15 protein-coding genes are annotated in these 22,377 nt (G+C 64.7%); 7 read left to right on the top strand and 8 right to left on the bottom strand.

The genetic code is table 11. The features are described from left to right. Positions 1-33: 33 nt before the first annotated feature. From ACUIAG_RS01000 to ACUIAG_RS00985, 4 genes are all read right to left on the bottom strand, one after another. A complete protein-coding gene (locus ACUIAG_RS01000; RefSeq protein WP_373637637.1) occupies positions 34-552 on the bottom strand; it encodes a helix-turn-helix domain-containing protein in 519 nt (172 codons plus the stop codon). Positions 553-718: 166 nt separating this feature from the next. Then, entirely contained in the window at positions 719-1,288 is a 570-nt protein-coding gene (locus tag ACUIAG_RS00995; RefSeq protein ID WP_198189462.1) for a CinA family protein, read from the bottom strand. After that, on the bottom strand, positions 1,285-1,890 hold the full coding sequence (gene pgsA / locus ACUIAG_RS00990; protein WP_445339880.1) for a CDP-diacylglycerol--glycerol-3-phosphate 3-phosphatidyltransferase: 606 nt from the start codon (positions 1,888-1,890) through the stop codon (positions 1,285-1,287). Before pgsA ends, ACUIAG_RS00995 begins: the two co-directional genes overlap by 4 nt. A gap of 107 nt (positions 1,891-1,997) precedes the next feature. Further along, positions 1,998-4,679: a DNA translocase FtsK gene (locus ACUIAG_RS00985; protein ID WP_445339879.1), complete on the bottom strand. Its 2,682-nt coding sequence runs from the start codon at positions 4,677-4,679 to the stop codon at positions 1,998-2,000. 101 nt (positions 4,680-4,780) lie between these two features. Here ACUIAG_RS00985 and ACUIAG_RS00980 point away from each other — a divergent pair, with 101 nt between their 5' ends. Further along, entirely contained in the window at positions 4,781-5,491 is a 711-nt protein-coding gene (locus tag ACUIAG_RS00980; RefSeq protein WP_445339878.1) for a Fic family protein, read from the top strand. 24 nt (positions 5,492-5,515) lie between these two features. On the opposite strand, the gene ACUIAG_RS00975 is transcribed toward ACUIAG_RS00980, so the two are convergent. The 3 genes from ACUIAG_RS00975 to miaB are packed head-to-tail and all read right to left on the bottom strand — an operon-like array spanning position 5,516 to position 8,454. Then, positions 5,516-6,010: a MerR family transcriptional regulator gene (locus ACUIAG_RS00975; protein ID WP_445339877.1), complete on the bottom strand. Its 495-nt coding sequence runs from the start codon at positions 6,008-6,010 to the stop codon at positions 5,516-5,518. 34 nt (positions 6,011-6,044) lie between these two features. Continuing rightward, positions 6,045-7,049 carry a tRNA (adenosine(37)-N6)-dimethylallyltransferase MiaA gene (gene miaA / locus ACUIAG_RS00970; RefSeq protein ID WP_445339876.1) on the bottom strand — a complete coding sequence of 335 codons (1,005 nt, stop codon included), beginning with the start codon at positions 7,047-7,049 and terminating at the stop codon, positions 6,045-6,047. Beyond that, positions 7,036-8,454: a tRNA (N6-isopentenyl adenosine(37)-C2)-methylthiotransferase MiaB gene (gene miaB / locus ACUIAG_RS00965; protein ID WP_445339875.1), complete on the bottom strand. Its 1,419-nt coding sequence runs from the start codon at positions 8,452-8,454 to the stop codon at positions 7,036-7,038. The genes miaA and miaB overlap by 14 nt, the downstream gene beginning before the upstream one ends. A 133-nt stretch (positions 8,455-8,587) precedes the next feature. Between miaB and ACUIAG_RS00960 the strand changes: the two genes are divergently transcribed. After that, positions 8,588-9,298: a GTP pyrophosphokinase gene (locus tag ACUIAG_RS00960; RefSeq protein WP_045924161.1), complete on the top strand. Its 711-nt coding sequence runs from the start codon at positions 8,588-8,590 to the stop codon at positions 9,296-9,298. Between the two features lie 120 nt (positions 9,299-9,418). Here ACUIAG_RS00960 and ACUIAG_RS00955 read toward each other — a convergent pair whose 3' ends face one another. Next, a complete protein-coding gene (locus tag ACUIAG_RS00955; protein WP_024627855.1) occupies positions 9,419-10,258 on the bottom strand; it encodes an aldo/keto reductase in 840 nt (279 codons plus the stop codon). A 287-nt stretch (positions 10,259-10,545) separates the two neighbouring features. On the opposite strand from ACUIAG_RS00955, the gene ACUIAG_RS00950 reads away from it, so the two are divergent. The 5 genes from ACUIAG_RS00950 to ACUIAG_RS00930 all read left to right on the top strand — a co-directional run bounded on the left by ACUIAG_RS00950 (position 10,546) and on the right by ACUIAG_RS00930 (position 22,318). After that, entirely contained in the window at positions 10,546-10,692 is a 147-nt protein-coding gene (locus tag ACUIAG_RS00950) for a hypothetical protein (protein WP_445339874.1), read from the top strand. 241 nt (positions 10,693-10,933) lie between these two features. After that, positions 10,934-14,131, top strand: a complete 3,198-nt coding sequence (locus ACUIAG_RS00945) for an RCC1 domain-containing protein (RefSeq protein WP_445339873.1) — start codon at positions 10,934-10,936, stop codon at positions 14,129-14,131. A gap of 513 nt (positions 14,132-14,644) precedes the next feature. Further along, positions 14,645-18,247: an RCC1 domain-containing protein gene (locus ACUIAG_RS00940; RefSeq protein WP_445339872.1), complete on the top strand. Its 3,603-nt coding sequence runs from the start codon at positions 14,645-14,647 to the stop codon at positions 18,245-18,247. Positions 18,248-18,774: 527 nt separating this feature from the next. Continuing rightward, positions 18,775-18,921, top strand: coding sequence for a hypothetical protein (locus ACUIAG_RS00935; RefSeq protein ID WP_445339871.1), 147 nt, complete (start codon positions 18,775-18,777; stop codon positions 18,919-18,921). Between the two features lie 187 nt (positions 18,922-19,108). After that, entirely contained in the window at positions 19,109-22,318 is a 3,210-nt protein-coding gene (locus ACUIAG_RS00930; protein WP_445339870.1) for an RCC1 domain-containing protein, read from the top strand. Positions 22,319-22,377 lie beyond the last annotated feature (59 nt).

Raw genomic sequence — 22,377 nt, 5'->3', positions numbered from 1 at the left:
GTCCGCCGGGTCAGCCGACCGGACCTGACATGCTTACTCCTGAGTGGACTCCAGGTAGTCCGCCACCATCCGCAGTGTCTGCGGCACACCCAGGCCCAGCGCGTCGGCGATGGAGCTCAGCAGTTCGGAGCTGGCCTCCTTCTGGCCGCGTTCCACCTCGGACAGGTAGCCCAGGGACACGCCGGCCTTCTCGCTGACCTCACGCAGGGTCTTGTGATCGTTGGTCCTCAGCTCGCGCAGCACGTGGCCCAGGGCCTCGCGCAGGGAGACGGTATGGGTGACGGCCCGGCCGTCATTGGTGGAGGCTGCCCGCTGACGGCTGGCTTCCATGCCGTCCTCCTCCATCCACATCTTGTTCAGGTTGGCCTGGCGCTCCTCCTTGGCCTTCTTGGCGGCCTTGGCACGGATCACCTGCTGCTGGGCGAAGACGACGGCACGACGCTGGGCGGGCGTCAGATCACGAACCCGCGCATTGCGCTCCACTCCGGGTGCGGCCGGCTTGACATCATAGGTATCGTTGGTTCGAGTCATCACGGTCTCGGTGCTGGCCATAGCAGCCCCTTTCGCCATTATCGTGTTCAACTTCTTACACACTGACCAACAGACGAGTCGTTGAATTATTCCAGGGGAGGAACCCGAAAGGCCCGCTTTGTGACCAAGGTCACGTATACACAAGGTCCGGTATCGGTTAGGAGAAGCGACCTATCGCATCAGGCCGTCAGCCGCGCGAGTGCAGGGCCCGATCCAGCTGGTCCAGAATCCGCATGACCGTGCCCCGGCGCACCTGTTCGCGGTCGCCATCCAGATGCAGCTCGTAGGCATAGGTCCGGTAGGCGTGGGACTGCAGGCCGGTCTCGATACGCCGACCCATCACCCGGACGGGCAGGGCCAGACCGATGTAGACCAGCCCGGCGGGATCATCCCCGTCAGGGCCCGGCCCGGCCACGCCTGTAGTGGCCATGCCGATGACCGTATCCTCATGACCCGGCCTGGTGTAGAGCCTGGCCGTGCCCTCGGCCATCTCCTGGGCGACCCGTGGATGGACCGCACCCTGGGTGGCCAGCAGGTCCTGGTCCACCTTGAGGATGGCGGCCTTGGCGGCGATGTCGTAGGTGACGGCCGACCCAAGGAAAACGTCTGAGGCCCCGGGAATCCTGACGAAGGCATCGGCCAGCAGCCCCCCGGTCAGCGATTCGGCGGCGGCCAGCAGCAGGCCCGAGTCACGGCAGGTGTCGATGATCCGTCCAGCCAGGTCGTCGCAACGGCCCTGCACGCTCTTGCCGATCATCGCCGCATCCCTATCACGTATTCCGCCCCCGAGTAGAGGCAGAGGGCCAGGGCCACCAGGATGACCACGCGTGTAGTCACCAGATACCAGGGCCAGACCGGCGACAGGGGCACCATCAGCATGCCCAGGCCGATGCATTCAAACAGGGTCTTGTACTTACCGGCCCGAGAGGCGGCGATGACCCGGCCCTGCTTGTTGATGACCAGGACCCGCAGCAGGGTGATGCCCAGTTCCCGCACCAGGAAGAGCACGGTGACCCACCACCAGAGCTCGCCGAAGACGGAGGCCACAATCAGCGCCGAGCAGATCAGCAGCTTGTCGGCAATGGGATCCATGAGCTTGCCTAGCTCGGTCACCTGGTTGTACCGGCGGGCCAGCCACCCGTCCAGCTTATCGGTCGAGGCGGCGAGGATGAAGAGCACGGCGGCGGTCCACCGCAAGCCGGGCCTGCGCTCGCCCCAGGGACCGGCCATCAGGTCCAGGGCGATGAAGACCAGGACCAGGAGGATACGGGTGTAAGTGACCAGGTTTGGGGGTGAATTCCATCCTTCGAGAAGCCTGCGCCTCTCACGACCGGTCTCTGACTCGGCATGCTCCTGCATTGCCACTCCTTATACGCGATACTCGTGCGCTCGGGCCGTCCAGCAAGAGATGCCAGGCGGCAGTTTCATCATAACGGTAGACCAGGCCCAGCTTTTTGGGCCGATGTTCAGCCCTGCGCTTGCTCATCCGGGGCGGGATCCATGGAGGGGGCGTCGCCTCGGATGAAGGCCAGGGCCTGCTGCAGCTGCGGCGGCTGGATGAGCACCTCGCGGGCCTTGGAACCCTCCGATGGCCCTACGATTCCCCTCGACTCCAGCAGATCCATCAGCCTTCCCGCCCTGGCGAAGCCCACACGCAGCTTGCGCTGGAGCATGGAGGTGGATCCGAACTGGGTGGTCACCACCAGCTCGGCCGCCTGGAGCAGCTCGTCCATATCGTCGCCGATCTCCTCCTGGATCTCGTTCTTGTGGTCGGCCTTGTCGGCCATCTGCTCGATGTCCTCGCGGTAGTGGGGCTTGCGCTGGGTGCGCACATAATCCACCGCCTTGCGGATCTCGGACTCGGAGACCCAGGCCCCCTGGACGCGGGTGGGCTTGGCCTGGCCCATGGGCAGGAAGAGGGCGTCGCCCTGGCCGATCAGGGTCTCGGCGCCGGTGGCATCCAGAATGACCCGGGAATCCGTTGAGGACGATGTGGCGAAGGCCAGCCTGGAGGGGATGTTGGCCTTGATCAGGCCGGTGACCACATCCACCGAGGGCCGCTGGGTGGCCAGGACCAGGTGGACGCCGGCGGCACGCGCCAGCTGGGTGATCCGCTGGATGGAGCTCTCCACGTCGTTCTTGGCCACCATCATCAGGTCGGCCATCTCGTCGACCACCACGACCAGGTAGGGATAAGGGGCCACCTTGCGGTTGGAGCCGGCCGGGGCGTGGACCTTGCCCTCGCGCACGGCCTTGTTGAAGTCCTTGATGTGCCGGAATCCGAAGAACTGCAGGTCGTCGTAGCGGGCGTCCATCTCCTTGACCACCCACTCCAGGGCCTGGGCGGCCTTCTTGGGCTCGGTGATGATGGGCGTGAGCAGGTGGGGGATGCCGGCGTAGGCGCTCAGCTCCACGCGCTTGGGGTCCACCATGATCAAGCGGACCTGTTCCGGCGTGGCCCGCATGATCAGCGAAACCAGCATGGAGTTGATGAAGCTGGACTTGCCCGAACCCGTGGCGCCGGCCACCAGCAGGTGGGGCATCTTGGTCAAGTCGGCGGTCACATAGTGGCCTTCCACGTCCTTGCCCACGGCGGTCATCATGGGGTTGTCGTCCTGCTTGGCCTTGTCGGAGCGCAGCACGTCGCCCAGGTGGACGATCTCGCGGTCCACGTTGGGAATCTCGATGCCGATGGCCGACTTGCCGGGGATGGGCGACAGGATGCGCACGTCCGAGCTGGCCACCGCGTAAGCGATGTTGCGCTGAAGGTTGGTGACCTTCTCCACCTTGACGCCCGGCCCCAGCTCCACCTCGTACTGGGTGACGGAGGGGCCGCGCAGGAAACCGACCACCTTGGCGTCCACGTCGAACTGCTGGAAGGTCGATTGCAGGGCCTTGATGACCGCGTCGTTTGCCGAGGTCCTGACCGCGTGGGGCTTGCCCTTGACCAGCAGGTCCGTGCTGGGCAGCACATAGGGCCGGCTCTCGTCCACCTGCCGGTCATCGGAGGCACCTGACGCGTCTGCAGCCTGGGCTCCGGCCGTATGATCGCCTGCTTCCGGAGCGGGCTGGGCGTCCATCTGCACGGTGTCGGCAGCAGCTGCGGCAGCGGCCCATGGATCCGAGGCCCCCACGCCGGACAGCGCGGCCGGATCCACCTTGGGATGCCCCTGCTCCCTGGCATCCAAGAGCGCAGCCGTGGCCGGGGCCTCTACAGCGGGCATGTTCTGTGTGGACACCTGGTCACCCTGGTCAGCCCCCTCCAGCGAGGCCGCCTGGGAGAAGGGCTCGTCAGCCTCGTAACGCTCGAGATGGGTGTCCGTGTCCTTGCCGATGCGGCCATGCAGCAGGCGGCTGAACCAGCCGGCTACCCCGCCACGGCCGGAATCCTGGGCATCCTCCTGGTCCGACTCCTGATGGGCGGGCACGCCGGGCGCCAGAGGCAGGGTGTCATCCCCCAGCCTGACCTCGTTGGGAGCGGTCTGCGCCGGAGCCGAGTCGGAGGCATGGGTCCTCTTGCCGCGCAGCAAGGCGACCAGGTCGCTCATATGGAATCTGAAGGTGATGAAGAGGCCGAAAATAGCCACGAGGACGAAGATGATGACGGCGAAGACCTTGGACAGCCCCCAGGCCAGCGGCGAACCCAGGAAGAACCCCAGAAGGCCGCCTGAGCCGCTGATGGCCCTCATGTCGAAGCCTCGATGGTCCGAAGCCATGAGCACGTCCAGAATGGAGCAGACCGACCAGAGCACCACCATGAGGCCGCCTACCACAGGCAGGTTGCCGGCCTCGCGCCCGGTGTAGCAGACCAGCCGGAAGGCCGCAAAGAGCAGGACCACCGGCAGGATGATGCTGCAGAGCCCCAGAACGCCCGCAGCCAGGGCATGCAGCCCCCGCCCCAGGAAGCCATTCACGCGGAACCATTCGCTGGCACTGAAGAGTACGGCCAGGATGACCAGCACGAAGCAGAGCCCGTCCTTGCGGTAGGCGGAGTTGTCGCCGTTTTTGCCGGCCACGGCACGCACCAGGGATCCCAGGCCCCGGGGCAGGGCCAGCAAGGCCTTGTGCCAGAAGGGTTCCGGGTCTTGGCTGTCCTTGGCTGCGGTCCGGCCGCGACCGCGTGCGTCTGCTTGCTGCTTACGTGTCATAACCCTTTCAGCCTACCCAGAACCCCGGTCCGCGCCGGGCCCGACGGGTCAGTGTGCACAACTCTTTCAGACGGTGGGCCGCCAGGGCTAGCATCGTTGGCATGACACCAGCCGAACGTCAGAGCGCCGTGGCCTTCGCCCTGCGCAACCTGCTTCTGGATGACCGTCAGCCCGGCCCTTCGGCCCTTCAGACGGCCAGCGACTTTGTGGCGGGCAGAAGGCAGGCCGAGGCTCTGGCCGACCAGGCCCGGCGCTTGGAGGCCAAGGCGGCTGCCCTGACGGATGCCCTCTTTCTGCGGACCATCCTGGTCTGTCAGCGACCCTGGGCGACCGAGGGCGATCTTGCGGAGCTGCGGGCCATCCATCGCCGACTGCTTCCCGGCCTGCCGGAAGAGCGAGCGCTGCGCCGACCCCAACCGGGGGACGACGCCAGCCTGTATCCGGCGACCATGCTGGAGCAGGGAGCTGCGGCCATCGGCCAGGAGCTGGCAGCCGAACGCAACCTGACCAGCCTGGACCGTCCGGTCTTCGTGAAGCGCCTGGCCCACTACTACGACGAGCTCTCCTGCCTGCACCCCTTCGCCGACTGCGACGGCATGACCCTGCGCATCTTCCTCTCACGCCTGTCCCACGATGCCGGGTGGGACCTGGACTGGGGACATGCTGATCCGACCGCCCACCGCCGGGCCATCCAGCGAGCGCTCCGAGGCAGCACCGATGACCTGCAGGCCCTGATTGCGGGCATGGTCCGCCCGGTCAACCCAACCCGAATATTTCTGATCGCCGGATGGGACCAGGGCCCAGCCCACTGAATTGGCAGCCTCAGCCCGGCAGCCTCAGCTTGGCAGCCGCTCGTTGCCGCTGCGCTTGGCGGCCTCGATGATCTGGGCACTCTGATTGATCAGTTCTGTCGCCCCGGCCTGGTCGTGGTCGCGGACGCGCCCCCAGTATCGTATTTTGAGCTGCACATACCGCTTCCGTGCCCGCAGGCCGGCCATCCGCTGGTCCAGCCGCCGTCCCTGCTCGGCCAGGAGCTCGATCTGCCGTCCGGCGGCCTCGGCTCCCGCCGCACGGTTGCCCAGATACTCCCGCATGTGCTCCAGGGACATACCCGTGGCGCTCAGGCAGGAGATGGTCTCCAGCAGGTCCAGATCCTCCTGGCTGTAGCAGCGGTGGCCGCTCGAGGGGTCCCTGGCGATGGGCGGAATGATGCCGATGGTCTCGTAGTAGCGCAGGGTGGTCTCCGGCATCCCCGACATGAGCGAGGCCTGGCGGATGGTGTACCAGGGCCCGGATTCCAGGTCGGCCTGGGGCTGCGTGATGGTGGTCATACCCGTTCAGCCTAGGAACTTCAAGTACTTGAAGTCAAAGCGCGCCCAAATGGTGTCTGGTCACCCTCTCCTGATCCGACTGGTCGGCCTGGGCGTCCGCCTGGTCGAAGCGGCCTTGGTCGGCCTGGTCCACCAGGTCCAGGGCCTGCCGGGCCAGGTCCGGGGCCAGGGCATTCAGCCAGTGGATGCGCGGGTCCCGGCCGAACCAGCCCATCTGCTTGCGGGCCAGACGCTTGGTCTTCTGCGCTATCAGACCGAAGGCGGCATCCAGGTCGGTGCGGCCGTCCAGGTAGTCCAGAATCTGTTGATAGCCCAGGGCGCGTGAGGCCGTGGTCCCCAGGCGGTTCCGCAGCCCCCGCACCTCGTCAACAAGCCCCTGGTCCCGCATGGCCTGGGTGCGCTGGTCGATTCTGCGGTCCAGCTCCTCCCGGGGCAGGTCCAGTCCCAGCTGCAGGGCGGGCAGCAGGTAGCGGTACCGGGGCAGGCTGGCCGAATAGGGCCGTCCGGTAATCTCCATGACCTCCAGAGCCCGCACGGTCCGCCGCACATTCCGAGGGTCCATCCGCTCCGCAGCCTCCGGGTCCCGCTCCTGCAGCTGGCGGAAGAGCAGACCGGGTCCCTCCTCTTGCGCGCGCTCCTCCAGCCTGGCCCTGACCGCCGGGTCGGTGCCGGGGAAGGACAGATCGTCGATGACCGCCCGGGTATAGAGCCCTGAGCCACCGACCAAGATCGGCCGGATTCCCTGGGCCCGCAGGTCGGCTATCAGGGACCGGGCCATGGCCTGGAAGCGGGCCACGCTCATGGCCTCTTCCGGCTCGATGATGTCGATCAGGTGGTGGACCACCGCCTGCCGCTCCCCTACCGAAGGCTTGGCCGTGCCCACATCCATCCCCCGGTACATCTGGTAGGCATCGGCATTGACGATATGTGCCTCCTGGCCGCGCTCCTGGAGTGCCTGTGCCAGGGCCACGCCCAGGGCGGTCTTGCCCGAGGCTGTGGGACCCACGATGGAGACGATGCGGGGTTCAGCGGACGTCATAGACCTGCCCCGCCCGGGGATCCGGGTCAGCGATCAGATAGTGGGGCCCGGCCTGGGTGACGGTGCAGGTGACCAGGTCCCCGGGCTTTGGCGCAGGCATCCCCTGGGGCACGCCGACGTGGACCAGCACCCCGGTGCGCTCGTGCCCGGTCACCCGATGGGTGCTGCCGTCGTGCCGGCCGTGCCCGTCGCCGATCAGCACCTCCACCTCTTTGCCCAGGAAGGCCTGCATGTGCTCCATGGTGATGGACTCCTGCAGGGCCTGCAGCCGCTCGAACCGGTCCTGGACCACGGCCTTGGGCAGCTGGGGCATGCGCGCGGCAGGCGTGCCCGGACGCGGCGAATACTCAAAGATAAAGGCCGACGAGAAGCGCGCCCGGCGCACTACATCCATGGTGGCCTGGAAGTCTTCCTCGGTCTCCCCGGGGAAGCCCACGATGATGTCGGTGGTGATCAGGGCATCGGGCATGGCGGCCCGCACCTTGTCCAGTATCTGCAAAAAGCGCTGGGACCGGTAGGAGCGCCGCATGGCCCGCAGAATCCGGTCGGAGCCCGACTGCAGGGGCATGTGCAGCTGGTGCATGACCGTGGGTGTCTCGGCCATGGCGGCGATCACATCGTCGGTGAAGGCCGCCGGATGGGGCGAGGTGAAGCGGATCCGCTCCAGCCCAGGCACCCGGCCGCAGGCCCGCAGGAGCCGGGCGAAGGCGTAGCGGTCCCCCGTGGACCAGCCGTAGGAGTTGACGTTCTGCCCCAGCAGGGTCACCTGGCGGGCCCCGGAGCGCACGCAGTCCTCAACCTCCTGCAGGATGTCTTCCATGGACCGGTCCCGCTCCCGCCCCCGCACCGAGGGCACGATGCAGAAGGTGCAGGTGTTGTTGCAGCCGACCGATATGGACACCCAGGCCTGCGAGCGCGAGGCCCTGACCGCCGGCAGCCGCCCGGGCAGATCCCGCAGCTCCTGCGTAACCCCCACTTGGGGCCGCCCGTCCTTGCGGGCCTTGTCCAAAAGGCCGGGCAGCGAGCCGATGTCCCTGGTGCCGAAGACCGCATCCACCCAGGGCGCCGCCTTCACGATCCGCTCCCGGTCCTTCTGGGCCATGCAGCCGCCCACGGCGATGCGCGTGTCGGGCTTGTGCTGCTTGAACCTGTGCCAGCGCCCGATGGTCCCGTACATGCGCTGGGTGGCGTTGTCGCGCACGGCGCAGGTGTTGAGCACCATCACGTCCACCTCGCGCGCGCGGACCTGCTCGGGCGTGGCCTGCTGGTAGCCCTGGGCCCGGAGCACCCCGGCGATCCGCTCGGAATCGTGCTCGTTCATCTGGCAGCCCAGGGTCCGCACATAGTAGACGCCCCTGCTGTCCTTACGCTGAGCGGTCGCGCTCATGCCCTCGCCTGCTTCCATAAGCCATGATTGTATGCGCAGGTCGGGTCCCGCGGCCATCGGGGCCTGTGCGTACCATGAGTCATGGTTACGAACGGCGGCATGGGAGGTTCATGTGATACTCGACCGTAACAGTGCCATGAGCGCATCCGAAATGAAGCAGCGACTGTCCGACCTGGACGAAAAGGACCGTCCCAAGCTGGACATCGACGAGATAACGGAATTCGTCAATCTCATGCAGACCTACGAGGGGGCCATGTACGAGATTTCGACCAAGCTGGACGTGCTGGACACCGAATTCCAGGTCCGGTTCAGCCACAACCCCATCCACCACATGGAGCGCCGGCTCAAGAGCGTGGACTCCCTGATCGGCAAGCTGCACCGCAAGAACCTTCCCGTCACCATCCCCTCGGTGCGCGATCACATCTTCGACGTGGCCGGCGTGCGCGTCATCTGCAACTACCGGGACGACGTCTACTCGGTCTCCCGCTACCTCTCCGACCAGTCGGACATCCAGGTGCTGAGGGTCAAGGACTACATCCGCAACCCCAAGATGAACGGCTACCGCAGCCTTCACGTCATCTACGCCGTGCCGGTCTTCCTGACCTCGGGCCCCCACTACACGCCGGTCGAGGTGCAGTTCCGCACCATCGCCATGGACTACTGGGCCTCCCTGGAGCACCAGCTGCGCTACAAGTCCGACCTGCCCGACGCCCGCCTGGCCGAGCATTCGCAGACCCTGCTGGACTGCGCCCGCTCCCTGCAGAACATCGAGGTGCAGATGCAGTCCATCCACCGCGACATCTCAGGTTCGCCCCAGGAGCAGGAGGCCGACGACGAAGCCATCAGCGGCAATGCCGATTAGCTGAATCGTCACAAATCCTTTACCATAGAGACCAGGCCAGGTGGAAGGGTTGGGGCTTCCGCCGGGTCCCAGGAGGAGGCCCCGCCTTCAAGGTCGGGTCTCCTCCTGTACCACCATCCCTCAGAAGTCGAAGTTGTCGGGATCCGCACCGGTGCGCTCGTCCCTGTTCATGGCGGTGATGGCCTTCATGTCCTCATCGCTCAGCTCGAAGTCGAAGACCTGCGCGTTCTGCTCGATCCGCTCCTTGTGGGTGGACTTGGGGATGACGATGACCCCGCGCTGCAGGTGCCAGCGCAGCACGATCTGTGCCGGGGAGCGGTCGTAGCGCTCGGCCATGGCCTTGAGCCTGGGGTCGGCCAGCAGGTTGCCGCCGGTGCCGCCCAGGGGGCTGTAGGCCTCCACATCCACGCGCAGGGTGCCATGGCAGTAGTCGATCAGGTCGTCGTTGACGAACTGGGGCGAGGACTCGATCTGGTCGACCGCCGGCTTGGTGCCGCTGATGGTATGCAGCTCGTCCAGGTGGTGCTTCTGGAAGTTGCAGACCCCGATGGCCCGCACCCGCCGCTGGGTGTAGAGCTCCTCCATGTCCTCCCAGGCCTGCTGCCAGCCCTTGGCGGGCCAGTGGATCAGGTAGAGGTCCAGGTAGTCCACGCCCAGCCGGTCCAGGCTCTCCTTGAAGGCCTCCTTGGCCCGCCCTGCACGGATGTCGTCATTCCAGAGCTTGGTGGTCAAAAAGACATCCCGCCGGTCAACCCCGGAGCGGCGCAGCCCCTCCCCGACGGACTGCTCGTTGCCGTAGATCATGGCGGTGTCGATGTGGCGATAGCCCGCCTGCAGGGCCCAGGTGACGGCCTGGCTGGTGGCCTCGCCATCAGGTGTTTGGAAGACCCCGAGACCCAGCTGGGGAATGCTGACCCCATTGTTGAGGGTAATGACGGTGTCGGTGACGTTTCCGGTCATATAGTCATGCTCCTTATCGGCCGATCAGCGGCCGTGACGTGTTGTCTGTTCATTCTATCTGCCAGGCAAGATGGGAGGAGTTGTTGCTTAAGGCCTGCCGCCGTGCATTTGCATCTCGTGTGTTGTCGGCGGGCTGGGTGGTAGGGTGAAAGGCGGGGGATGTCGAGAAGACGGCTGGCTTCGCCATTGGCTCCTGCGATTTGATGCAGGGTTGGTGCTGGCAGGCAGAACTTGAGTAGGCAAACGGAATTGATTCCGTTTGGTGTTTGGTGAAGGGGTTTGGTTTGATGCATCTGGTTTCCCGTCTGCGCCGCATCCTGGCGATGGCTGTCGTCCTGCTGGGAATGCTGGCGGGCCTGGGCGTCGCATCCGCCCAGGCGGCGGATGCTCCTGTCCTCACCGGGGGGGGGTCGTCAGACCCCTCGCGTAGCTAACGGAACCCCCGGCATTCTCCCCAGCAGCGCACCAGAAACTCCACTGCCCTCGCCATCGCCAATACAAGCCACCACACCGTTAAGCCCCGCAACACCGAGTCCAAGCGCTCCATCATCGACGACAAACAATACAGACGGCACAGACTCCGCTCCGGCTAAATCAGCCGAAAAGACAGATAATCAAGCTTCTCGTATAGTGCGCTTCGACCCTGTCAACGGCAGCAAGATAACACAATCGACTGTGAAGACCGGCACTCTCGCCACTCCCCCGCAACAGAACCCAGTGCGCGAGGGCTTCCGGTTCGACGGGTGGACGCTTGACAACCAGCCCTTCGACTTGCAGACCCCCGTCCTCCAGGACACGACCCTGAAAGCCCAATGGACGAAGACCACGGACTGGACACTGAGCCCTGATCATGGGCCCGCCTCCGGCGCCCGGCTGACCATCAGCCCGCCCAACCTGCAGGAGCCTCAGTTCGCCAGCATCCAAGCCGCAGGCGGCCAGATCCTCGGCCTGGCCGGCGACGGGCGGATCTACACATGGACGCAGGACAGCACGCCCAAACAGGTGCCCTCCCCTGCTCAAGCATCCGACCGGTTCCGCTACCTGCAGGTTGCAGCCGGCAGCCGATCGCAGGCCGCCCTGGGATCCGACCAGCAGATATACATCTGGACCAGCGGACAAGCGGCACCCACGATTATCAACTCCAATCAGAATGCCAGGTTCACCAGCATCAGCCTGAACGACGACCTCCTGCTGGCGGTGGACCGGCAGGGCCGGGTCCACGCCTATCAGGCCAGCAATGCCGACAGCCAGAACCCGGAACTTATACAGCAGGCCGCCATCAGCCTGCCCGGAAAAGCGCAGGCCGTCACCGCCGTCGCCTCCGCCAGCCGGATCCTCATCGTGGACGCTGACGGGCAAGCCTGGACCTGGGAGATGAGCAAGACCGGCAAAACCAAACCCGAACGCATCAAGCAGGACCCGGGCATGCGCATCGTCCAGGCCCAGGCCCTCAGCCAGGGGTTCCTCCTCCTGGACGCGGACGGGCAGGCCCGGTACCTGCCAGACGGCACTGCCGCCATGATCCAGCTCAGCCTGCCGGACGGCGCGCAGGCCAGCTCGACCGCCGCCAACAAGGACCAGGCCGTCATCACTGATGCGGACGGCCATGTCTGGGCCTGGCAGCCCGGCAAGACCCCTAAGCGCGCGGACAGCAGGAACCAAGCCTACGTGCAGGCCGCCGCTGCCGGCAGCAGGATCGCCGCCATCAGCAGGCAGGGCGGCATGCTCGCATGGAGCCTGGACGGGCAGGGCCAGCCCGGCAAACCCGACAGGCTCGACACCACTGCTGCGCCCATCCTGGAATCAGCCAGCCTGGACGGCCACGCATTGCCGCTCAGCAGCAGCAACGGCTCCTGGCAGGCCGACATGCCCGCCCGCAAGCCTGGGCCAGCTGTCATCCTCATCACCGGCAGGCAGGATGGGCAGCCTTTCGCCAGGAGCCTTGCGTACACGGTCGACCAGCCGTCGGCACGGGCTGCCGAACCAGGATCCGCGTTCACTGTCCGCTTCGACACGGGCGGCGGAAACCCCATACCAGCGGACCAGCATGTCTCCGCCCCGTACGGGAGGGCGAAACGCCCCTCACCCGACCCGGCGCGGGAGGGCTACCTGTTCGACGGATGGTTCACCGGGGATGTCGCCTACGATTTCAGCAGGCCCGTCGACAAGGACCTGACCCTGACCGCCCACTGGACGCCCGCAGGCATGAACACCAAGTGGAGCATCAGCCCTGATAAGGGCAGCCAGCTGGGCAGGGAACCCGCCACCATCACCCCGCCAGACAACGCCAGCCGTGGCATCAGATTCAGCCAGATCAGCGCATCAACAAACGGCGGTTTTTCCTTGGCGGTGGGCAGCGACGGGAACGCCTACGCCTGGGGATACAACTACTATGGCCAACTCGGCGACGGGACGAGAGACGACAAGCATGCGCCGGTCATGGTGAGGACGCCCGACCGGAAGACGTACCCGGACCTGCCAGCGGACTTCACCTACCTGCAGGTCAGCGCCGGAGCCCAGCATTCCTTGGCCGTGGGCAGCGACGGCAACGCCTACGCCTGGGGATACAACTACAGTGGCCAGCTCGGCGACGGGACAAGCAGCAACCGGAATACGCCGGTCAGGGTGAAGACGCCCGACCGGAAGACGTACCCGGACCTGCCAGAGGACTTCACCTACCTGCAGGTCAGCGCCGGAGTCTATCATTCCCTGGCCCTGGGCAGCGACGGCAACGTTTACGCCTGGGGAAACAACGGCAATGGCCAGCTCGGCGACGGGACAAGCAGCAGCCGGAATACGCCGGTCAGGGTGAAGACACCCGACCGCAGCACGTACCCGGACCTGCCAGCGGACATCACCTACCTGCAGGTCAGCGCCGGAGTCGATCATTCACTGGCCGTGGGCAGCGACGGGTACGCCTGGGCATGGGGATGCAATTTGTATGGCAACCTCGGCAACAGCAGCAGCTCCACTTTTAATCCTGTCCCTGTGCGCGTGCGTGACCCCGCCAGCCCCGGGGACGCGAGCAAAGGACTGCAAGCCACGCAGGTCAGCGCCGGATACCATCTTTCGCTGGCCGTGGGCAGCGACGGCAACGCTTGGGCCTGGGGATACAACGGCTATGGCCAGCTCGGCGACGGGACAACCACCACACGGTATGCGCCGGTCAGGGTGAAGACGCCCGACCGGAAGACGTACCCGGACCTGCCCAAGGATTTCACCTACATGCAGGTCAGCGCCGGATGGCAGCATTCGCTGGCCCTGGGCAGCGACGGCAACGCCTACGCCTGGGGAGTCAACGGCAATGGCCAGCTCGGCAACAACAGCAGCGCCGGCTCTTCGTCTGTTCCTGTGCGCGTGCGCGACCCCGCCAACCCCACCGACAAGAGCCAAGAACTCAAAGCCGCACAGGTCAGCGCCGGATACGCTCATTCGCTGGCCATGGGCAGCGATGGCAACGCCTGGGCATGGGGATACAACTACTATGGCCAGCTCGGCGACGGCACCAGAAACACCAGGTTGGTTCCTGTGCCGGTGTCGTTCAACCTTGCTCTGGTGATTACCGGCGTCAGGTTCGACCAGAACCCCGTGTCAGAACTGACGCGCGGCGATGGCGGCAGCGTCAGCGTGACAACGCCCGCACACGCGCCGGGCATGGTCACGGTCAGCGTGGACTACACGCTGGGCGGCGCACCCCAAACGCCGGACACATCCCTCAGGTACACGTACCTGCCTGCAGGCGTGCTCCCCAAGGCAGGAGGGGAAGGCATCCTGCTCGCCCTGGCCACGGGCATGACCGGCATGGGCGGGATCCTCGCCTCGCGCCGCCACCGCAGGGAAACACACCAATTGCTTCACGCTTCGCACGAGTAAGAGCGGCCGGGCGGCGTATCAATCCCCCCGCCCCCGGCCCTACATAGGGGGAGCAGGGAGGAACGTGTCACTGAAGGCTCAACCCCAAGAGAGCCGACACTTCCCTCCCGCGCCCCCACCACACTCCGCCCAGCCTGCAAAGTCTGGACGGCACATCAGGAGAGGGGCAACCGCCATGGCGGGATACGGGCATGCAACCACCCCGCCATGGCGGCCATCCCCGCCCGATCCTAGCCAGCCCCTTTCATGCAATCTCATAATTGCCCTAAACAGCCGACTATACCCAATTACTGCAATCACAGCCGTCGGGCGTTTGGATCCGGCTTGTGTGTTGCTTGTCAAACCGGTGGTATGGTGAAAAACAGGGGTAACGGGAAGACGGCTGGCTTCCGCCACAGTTCCTGCAATCCGGTGCAGGGTAGGCGTTGAAAGACAGGACAGCTTTCCGGCAAACAAGACGCTTTTAAGCGAGCCGCTGGCTCCGCTTGGTGTTGGTGAAGGGGTTTACGAGTCATGCATCTGGTTTCCCGTCTGCGTCGCGCGTTGGCGATGATGACCGTCCTGCTGGGCCTGCTGGCAGGCCTGGGTGTCGCGTCCGCAAACGCGGAGGACGCTCCTGTACTCACCGGGGGGGGGGGTCGTCAGACCCCTCGCGTAACTAAGCAAACCCCCGGCATTCTCCCCAGCAACGCAAAAAACACTCCACTGCCCTCGCCATCACCGCTGACACTTTCCTCGCCACTGAGCTCCACGACACCAAGCCCAAATACCCCGCAATCGTCAACAAGCAGTCCGGACAACACAGGATCCGCTTCAACCAAGCCATCCGATACCGATGATCACACTTCACACATAGTGCGCTTCGACCCAGCTGACGGGAACGCGCCTACTCAATCAACCGTGAAAACCGGCACGCTCGCCGCTCCCCCGCAACAGAACCCAGTGCGCGAGGGCTTCCGGTTCGACGGATGGACACACGACAACCAGCCTTATGACTTCCAGACCCCCATCCTCCAGGACACGACCCTGAAAGCCCAATGGTCGAAGACCACGGACTGGACGCTGAACCCTGATCATGGGCCCGCCTCCGGCGCCCGGCTGACCATCAACCCGCCCAGCCCGCAGGAACCCTACTACGTCAGCGTCCAAGCCGCAGGAGACCAGACTGTCGGCCTGACCGGCGACGGCCGCATCTACACATGGACGCAGGACAGCACACCAAAACAGGTGCCCTCCCCCGCCCAGGCCCCCGACGGGTTCCACTACCTGCAGGCCACGGTCGGCAGCCGATCGCAGGCCGCATTAGGATCCGACCAGCACATCTACACCTGGAACAGCCAACAAGCAACACCCGTGATCCTCGACACCAGCCAGAGCAGCAGGTTCACCAGCATCAGGATGAACGATGACCGGCTCCTGGCCGTGGACTGGCAGGGCCAGGTCCACACCTTCCAAGACAGCCAGACCGGCAGCCAGAATCCGCACCAGAAGCCCGTCGAGCAAACCACAACCAGGCTGCCGGGGCAGGCGCAGGCCGTCCTCGCCGCAGCCTCCGCCAGCCGGATCCTCGCCCTGGACGCAGACGGGCAAGCCTGGACCTGGGACAAGAACAACACCGGAAAAGCCGAACCCGCACGCATCAAACAGCAGCCCGGCATGCGCACCGTCCAAGCCCAAGCCCTCAACCAGGGGTTTCTCCTTCTGAACGCGGACGGGCAAGCCCGGTACCTGGCCAACACCGCAGCCGATTCCACTGCCGTCAACCTGCCAGAAGGCATGAAAGCCAGCTCGGCCGCCACCAACAATGACCAGGCCATGATCGTCGGCAAAGGTGGCCGCCTCTGGGCCTGGAAGCCCGGCAAGGCGCCCATGCGCACGGACAACGGGGACCAGCAGTTTGTGCAGGCAACAGCTGCAGGCAACAGGATCATTGCTATCAGCAGGCAGGGCGACATATACAAATGGAGCCTGGACGAGCAGGGTCAGCCCGGCAAGCCAGCCAGACTCGACACCAGCACCGACCCCACCCTGGAATCAGCCAGCATGGACGGCCAGCCACTCAAACTCAGCAAGACCAGCAGCATCTGGCAGGCGGAAATCCCTGCACGCAAGCCGGGTCCAGCCGCCATCACCATCACCGGCAGGCAGGACGGCCAGCCCTTCACCAGAAGCCTCAACTACACGGTCGACCAGCCGCTGACACGAGACGACCAGCAGAGCACGACCCACACCGTCACCTTCAATGCGGACGGAGGAAGCCCCGAACCCGCAGACCAGAACATCTCAGACCCCTACGGCAGGGTAAAGCGCCCCACCCCCGACCCGGCGCGCGAAGGCTACCAGTTCGACGGATGGTTCATCGGGGAAGTCGCCTACGACTTCAGCAAGCCCGTCACCAAGGACCTCGCCCTGACCGCCAAGTGGACCGAAAGCGGGAACGACAAGTGGAGCATCAGCCCTGACAAGGGCAGTCAACTGGGCAACGAATCCACCACTATCGCCCCGCCAAACACCAGCCGGGGCATCAGGTTCAGTCAGATCAGCGGATCAAAATACGACGGTTATTACTCCTATGGTTTTTCCTTGGCTGTGGGCAGCGACGGGAACGCCTACGCATGGGGAAACAACGAATATGGCCAGCTCGGCGACGGGACGAAAACCAACCGGACCACACCGGTCATGGTGAAGATGCCCGATCGCAAAACGTATCCTGACCTGCCGGCGGACTTCACCTATGTGCAGGTCAGTGCCGGATACTACCATTCCCTGGCCGTGGGCAGCGATGGATACGCCTACGCATGGGGAAACAACGACAATGGCCAGCTCGGCAATAAGACCAGCGGCGGGTATTCGACTGTTCCTGTGCGCGTGCGCGACCCCGACAGCCCCTACGATAAGAGTAAAGGACTGCAAGCCGTACAGGTGAGCTGTGGAACCTATCATTCGCTGGCCGTGGGCGCCGACGGGAACACCTACGCGTGGGGATACAACAGCTCTGGTCAGCTCGGCGACGGGACGAGCAACAACTATCGGTATACGCCGGTCAGGGTGAAGACGCCCGATCGCAAAACGTATCCTGACCTGCCGGCGGACTTCACATACGTGCAGGTCAGTGCCGGATACGAGCACTCGCTAGCCGTGGGCAGCGACGGATACGCCTACGCATGGGGAAACAACGAATATGGCCGGCTTGGCAACAATAGCAACGATTACTATGCAGATTCGTCTGTTCCTGTGCGCGTACGCGACCCCGCCAACCCCACCGATACGAGCAAAGGACTGCAAGCCGTACAGGTGAGCTGTGGAACCTATCATTCGTTGGCCGTGGGCAGCGACGGATACGCCTACGCATGGGGAGACAGCAGCAATGGCTCCCTCGGCAACAACAGCAGCGTTCATTATCCGAATCCTGTTCCTTTGCGCGTGCACGACCCCGCCAACCCCTACGATACGAGCAAAGGACTGCAAGCCGTACAAGTGAGCGGCGGATACTATCATTCACTGGCCGTTGGCAGCGACGGATACGCCTACGCCTGGGGATACAACGCCTTTGGCCAGCTTGGCAACAGCACCAGCAACTCTTCAACTGTTCCTGTGCACGTGCGCGACCCCGCCAACCCCACCGACTCGAGCAAAGGACTAAAAGCCACACAGTTCATTGCCGGAGACCATCATTCGCTGGCTGTGAGCCCAAACGGATACACATACGCCTGTGGATACAACGCCTTTGGCCAGATCGGCGACCGCTCCACCTATAATGCATATGTTCCTGTGCCGGTGGTGTTCAACCTGCAGCTGGTGATCACCGGCGTCAAATTCGACCGGACTGTCGTATCAGGCCTGTCGCATGGCAAAGACAATAGCGTCAGCGTGCTCACGCCAATACACGTGCCGGGCACGGTCACGGTCAGTGTGGACTACACGGTGGGCGGCATACACCAGCAGCCCGATACTTCCCTCAGATATACATACCTGCCTGCAGGCGTGCTCCCAAGGGCCGGCGGGGAAGGCATCCTGCTCGCCCTGGCCACCGGCATGACCGGCATGGGCGGGGTCCTGGCCTCGCGCCGCCACAGGAGAGAACGGCACAGGCTATTGCACACTTCACACGAGTAAGACAGGCCGGAGGCGGATCAATCCCCCCACCCCCGGCTTACAACGGGGGCGCACGAAGGAATGCCACATGCAAGGCTCATCCCCAAGAGAGCCGGCACTCCTCTTGCGCCCCCACCACCACAATACTGACCGATTACTGCGGTCAGGAACTGAGAGCAGATGCACGCCCTGCCTCTGCAATGGGAAGAAGGAAACTTGGGCAAACCGATCAAGCGGCACAGAACTCCAAGTCCGCTCGGTCTTCGTCCGTGCTCTCAGTTCCAGATAACTGTTGTTAACAACTACTTTTGCTCAACCAAAAAATTCATTGTCGTCGATGACTGACCCGGCTCGTTTGTGTTGTCTGTGGGTCGGGTGGTAGGGTGACAAAGGGGGATGTCCAAAAGACAACTGGCTTCTGTCAAGATTCGCGCAATCTGTTGCACGGACTGACGTTGAGCATTGGGCAACTTTCCGACAGGAGAACGTTAAGGCTATAGGCAAGCGGTGTTTACTCTGCTTGTGTTTGGTGAAGGGGTTTTGGTTTCATGCATCTGGTTTCCCGTCTGCGTCGCATCCTGGCGATGATGACCGTCCTGCTAAGCCTGCTGGCAGGCATGGGCGTCGCATCCGCCCAGGCGGACGCTCCTGCCCTCACCGGGGGGGGGGTCGTCAGAGACCCCTCGCGTAGCTAAGCAAACTTCCGGCATTTCCTCCAGCAACGCAACCAGCACACCACTACCATCACCAATACAAACCACCACACCATTAAACCCAACAGCAAGTCCAGAAACCACGTCATCGACGACGGGAACACCCGGCAGCACAGGCTCCGCCCAGGCCAGACCAGCCGAAAAGAGGGATGGTCAGGCTTCGCACACAGTGCGCTTCGACCCGGCCGACGGCAGCAAGCCCACCCAGGCGACCGTGAAGACCGGCACCCTCGCCGATCCCCCGCAGCAGAATCCTCAACGTGAGGGCTTCCGGTTCGACGGGTGGACATACGACAACCAGCCTTTCGACTTGCAGACGCCCATCCTCCAGGACACGACCCTGAAAGCCCAGTGGTCGAAGACCACGGACTGGACGCTGAACCCTGATCATGGGCCCGTCTCCGGCGCCCGGCTGACCATCAGCCCGCCCAACCTGCAGGAGCCTCAGTTCGCCAGCATCCACGCCTCAGGAGACCAGTTCCTCGGCCTGACCGGCGACGGCCGCATCTACACATGGATGCAGGACAGTACACCCAAGCAGGTTCCCGCCCCCGCCCAGGCTCCCGACGGGTTCCGCTACCTGCAGGCCGCAGCCGGCAGCCGCCGGCAGGCCGCCCTGGGATCCGACCAGCGGATCTACACCTGGAACAGTCGGCAGGCCACACCCACAATGCTTGACACCGGCCGAAACACCAGGTTCACCAGTATCAGCCTGACCGGCGAGCGTCTCCTGGCGGTGGACCGGCAGGGACAGGTCCACGCTTTCCGAGACAGCCAGAGCACGAGCCCGAAGCCCGACAAACAGGAAACAATCAGTCTGCCCGGAAAGGCGCAAGCCGTCACCGCCGTCGCCTCCGCCAGCCAGGCGCTCATCGTGGACGAGGACGGGCAAGCCTGGACCTGGGACACGAGCAAGACCGGAAGCGTCAAACCCGAACGCATCAAGCAGCAGACGGAAACCCGTATCGTCCAGGCCCAGGCCCTCAACCAGGGGTTCCTGCTCTTGGATGCAAAGGGACAGGCCCGGTACCTGGTCGACGGCACAACCAGCCCCATAGCCTCCGGCCTGCCGGACGGCGTGCAGGCCAGCCGGATCACCGCCAACAAGGATCAGGCCGTCATCACTGATACCGACGGCCACGTCTGGGCCTGGAAGCCCGGCAAGACACCCATCCGCGCGGACGACGGGAACCAAGCCTACGTGCAGGCCGCCGCTGCCGGCGGCAGGATCACCGCCGTCAGCAGGCAGGGCAGCATGCTCGCGTGGAGCCTGGACGGGCAGGGTCAGCCTGGCAAGCCAGCCAGACTCGACACCAGCACCGACCCCACCCTGGCATCAGCCAGCATGGACGGGCAAGCATTGACGCTCAGCAGGAAAGACGGTTCCTGGCAGACGGAGATGCCCGCCCATAAGCCCGGGCAAGCCGTCATCCTCATCGCCGGCAGGCAGGATGGCAAGCCTTTCACCAGAAACCTCGACTACACGGTCGACCAGCCGCTGACCAGAGACGACCAGCAGGATTCCACCTACACGGTCCATTTCAACGCGAGCGGAGGAGGCCCGACCCCACAGGACCAGAGCATCCAGCCGGTCTACGGCAGAGTCCAGCGCCCCACGCCTGATCCGACGCGCGAAGGCTTCCAGTTCGACGGATGGTTCACCGGGCAGGTCGCCTACGATTTCAGCAGGCCCGTCACCACAGACCTCACCCTCACCGCCCACTGGACGCCAGAAAACGCAAGCAACATGTGGAGGATCAGCCCCGATAAGGGCAGCCAGCTGGGCAATCAGACTACCTCCATCACCCCGCCAGACAGCGCCAGCCGAGGCATCAGGTTCAGCCAGGTCAGTGGCGGAGGTTACGTGATCGCTGATCTGACGGGGTATTCGCTGGCTGTGGGCAGCGACGGGAACGCCTACGCCTGGGGCAACAACAAGTACGGCCAGCTCGGCAACGGCACGACCACCCAGCGGAACACGCCCGTCCCGGTGCCGAAGCCTGCAGGCACACCCAAGGATTTCACCTACGTACAAGCCTATGCCGGCGGCTACCATTCGCTGGCCATCGGCAGCGACGGGTACGTGTACGCCTGGGGGCTCAACGACCACGGGCAGCTCGGCAACAACACCACATCCAATTCATCAACCCCCGTGCGCGTGCACGGGCCCGGCAACACCGGCGAAGGGCTGAAAGCCATCCAAGTCGCCGCTGGAGCCTGGAACTCCATGGCATTGGCCGCCGACGGCACCGTATACACCTGGGGCAGCATAAACAAAGGATGGGGCTATGACTGCTCCAGCCCGCAGACCGTGCCCATAACGGTCAAGGATCCTTCGGATGCGAGCGGCGTCCTCCACGCCGTGCAGATCAGCACCAGCTGGTCCTTCGACATGGCCCTCGGCCAGGACGGGTACGTGTACACATGGGGCTACAACGCCAACGGCCAGCTCGGCAACAACACCAGCGACGGTGCCAGCACCAACATCTTCCACCCCACCCCCAGCCGCGTGTTCGCCACCGGCAAGTCCACAGCCGCAGCAGGCCCCTGGCTGAAGGCCGTCCAGGTGAGCGCCGGCGGCTGGCATGCACTGGCCATCGACGAAGACGGGAACACCTGGGCATGGGGATACAACGGCCATGGTGAGCTCGGCAACGGCACCACCACCGGAGATCCTGTCCCCGTGCGAGTGCAATACCCTAAGGACGCAGGCACAGTGGCTGCCACGCAAATCAGCGCCGGATTCTATCATTCGCTTGCACTTGACAAGGAGGGGAACGCCTGGGCATGGGGACGCAACGACTATGGTCAGCTCGGCGACAACACCACCAGTGACCGGCATTCCCCGGTGAAGGTGCTAGCGTCCGCGCAGTCCACAAGCTCAGCCGAACCCTGGCTGAACCCTGTGCAAATAAGCGCAGGATGGCAGAATTCGCTGGCAGTAGGCACGGATGGAGTCGCCAAAGCATGGGGAGACAACCAGTACGGCCAGCTCGGCAATCCCAATGCAGGAAGTCGAAGTCTGACCCCTGTGCCGGTGTCGTTCAACCTGATGCCGGTGATCACCGGCGTCAGGTTCGACCAGACCCCCGTGTCAGGCCTGACGCGCGGCGACGGCGGCAGCGTCACCGTGACAACGCCCGCACACGCGCCGGGCACGGTTACCGTCAGTGTGGACTACACGCTGGGCGGCGCAGGAAGCACGCTGACCGACACCTCCCTCAAGTACACGTACCTGCCTGCAGGCGTGCTCCCCCGAGCCGGAGGGGAGGGCATCCTGCTCGCCCTGGCCACCGGCATGACCGGCATGGGCGGGGTCCTGGCATCCCGACGCCACCGCAGGGAAACACACCAATTGCTTCACGCTTCGCACGAGTAAGAGCGGCCGGGCGGCGTATCAATCCCCCCGTCCCCGGCCCTACATAGGGGGAGCAGGGA

The sequence above is a fragment of the Bifidobacterium sp. ESL0825 genome, from assembly GCF_052606465.1.
The sequence above is the reverse complement of the archived record's forward strand: the minus strand, read 5'-3'. Positions and strand labels throughout refer to the sequence as shown.

Bases quoted from the DNA above. Each gene is read 5' to 3' on its own strand.
- ACUIAG_RS00940 (WP_445339872.1), top strand. From the start codon at position 14,645: ATGCATCTGGTTTCCCGTCTGCGTCGCGCGTTGGCGATGATGACCGTC.
- ACUIAG_RS00980 (WP_445339878.1), top strand. From the start codon at position 4,781: ATGACACCAGCCGAACGTCAGAGCGCCGTGGCCTTCGCCCTGCGCAAC.
- ACUIAG_RS00985 (WP_445339879.1), bottom strand. From the start codon at position 4,679: ATGACACGTAAGCAGCAAGCAGACGCACGCGGTCGCGGCCGGACCGCA.
- ACUIAG_RS00960 (WP_045924161.1), top strand. From the start codon at position 8,588: ATGAAGCAGCGACTGTCCGACCTGGACGAAAAGGACCGTCCCAAGCTG.
- ACUIAG_RS01000 (WP_373637637.1), bottom strand. From the start codon at position 552: ATGGCCAGCACCGAGACCGTGATGACTCGAACCAACGATACCTATGAT.
- miaA (WP_445339876.1), bottom strand. From the start codon at position 7,049: ATGACGTCCGCTGAACCCCGCATCGTCTCCATCGTGGGTCCCACAGCC.
- ACUIAG_RS00955 (WP_024627855.1), bottom strand. From the start codon at position 10,258: ATGACCGGAAACGTCACCGACACCGTCATTACCCTCAACAATGGGGTC.
- ACUIAG_RS00975 (WP_445339877.1), bottom strand. From the start codon at position 6,010: ATGACCACCATCACGCAGCCCCAGGCCGACCTGGAATCCGGGCCCTGG.
- ACUIAG_RS00995 (WP_198189462.1), bottom strand. From the start codon at position 1,288: ATGATCGGCAAGAGCGTGCAGGGCCGTTGCGACGACCTGGCTGGACGG.
- pgsA (WP_445339880.1), bottom strand. From the start codon at position 1,890: ATGCAGGAGCATGCCGAGTCAGAGACCGGTCGTGAGAGGCGCAGGCTT.
- ACUIAG_RS00950 (WP_445339874.1), top strand. From the start codon at position 10,546: ATGCATCTGGTTTCCCGTCTGCGCCGCATCCTGGCGATGGCTGTCGTC.
- miaB (WP_445339875.1), bottom strand. From the start codon at position 8,454: ATGGAAGCAGGCGAGGGCATGAGCGCGACCGCTCAGCGTAAGGACAGC.
- ACUIAG_RS00935 (WP_445339871.1), top strand. From the start codon at position 18,775: ATGCATCTGGTTTCCCGTCTGCGTCGCATCCTGGCGATGATGACCGTC.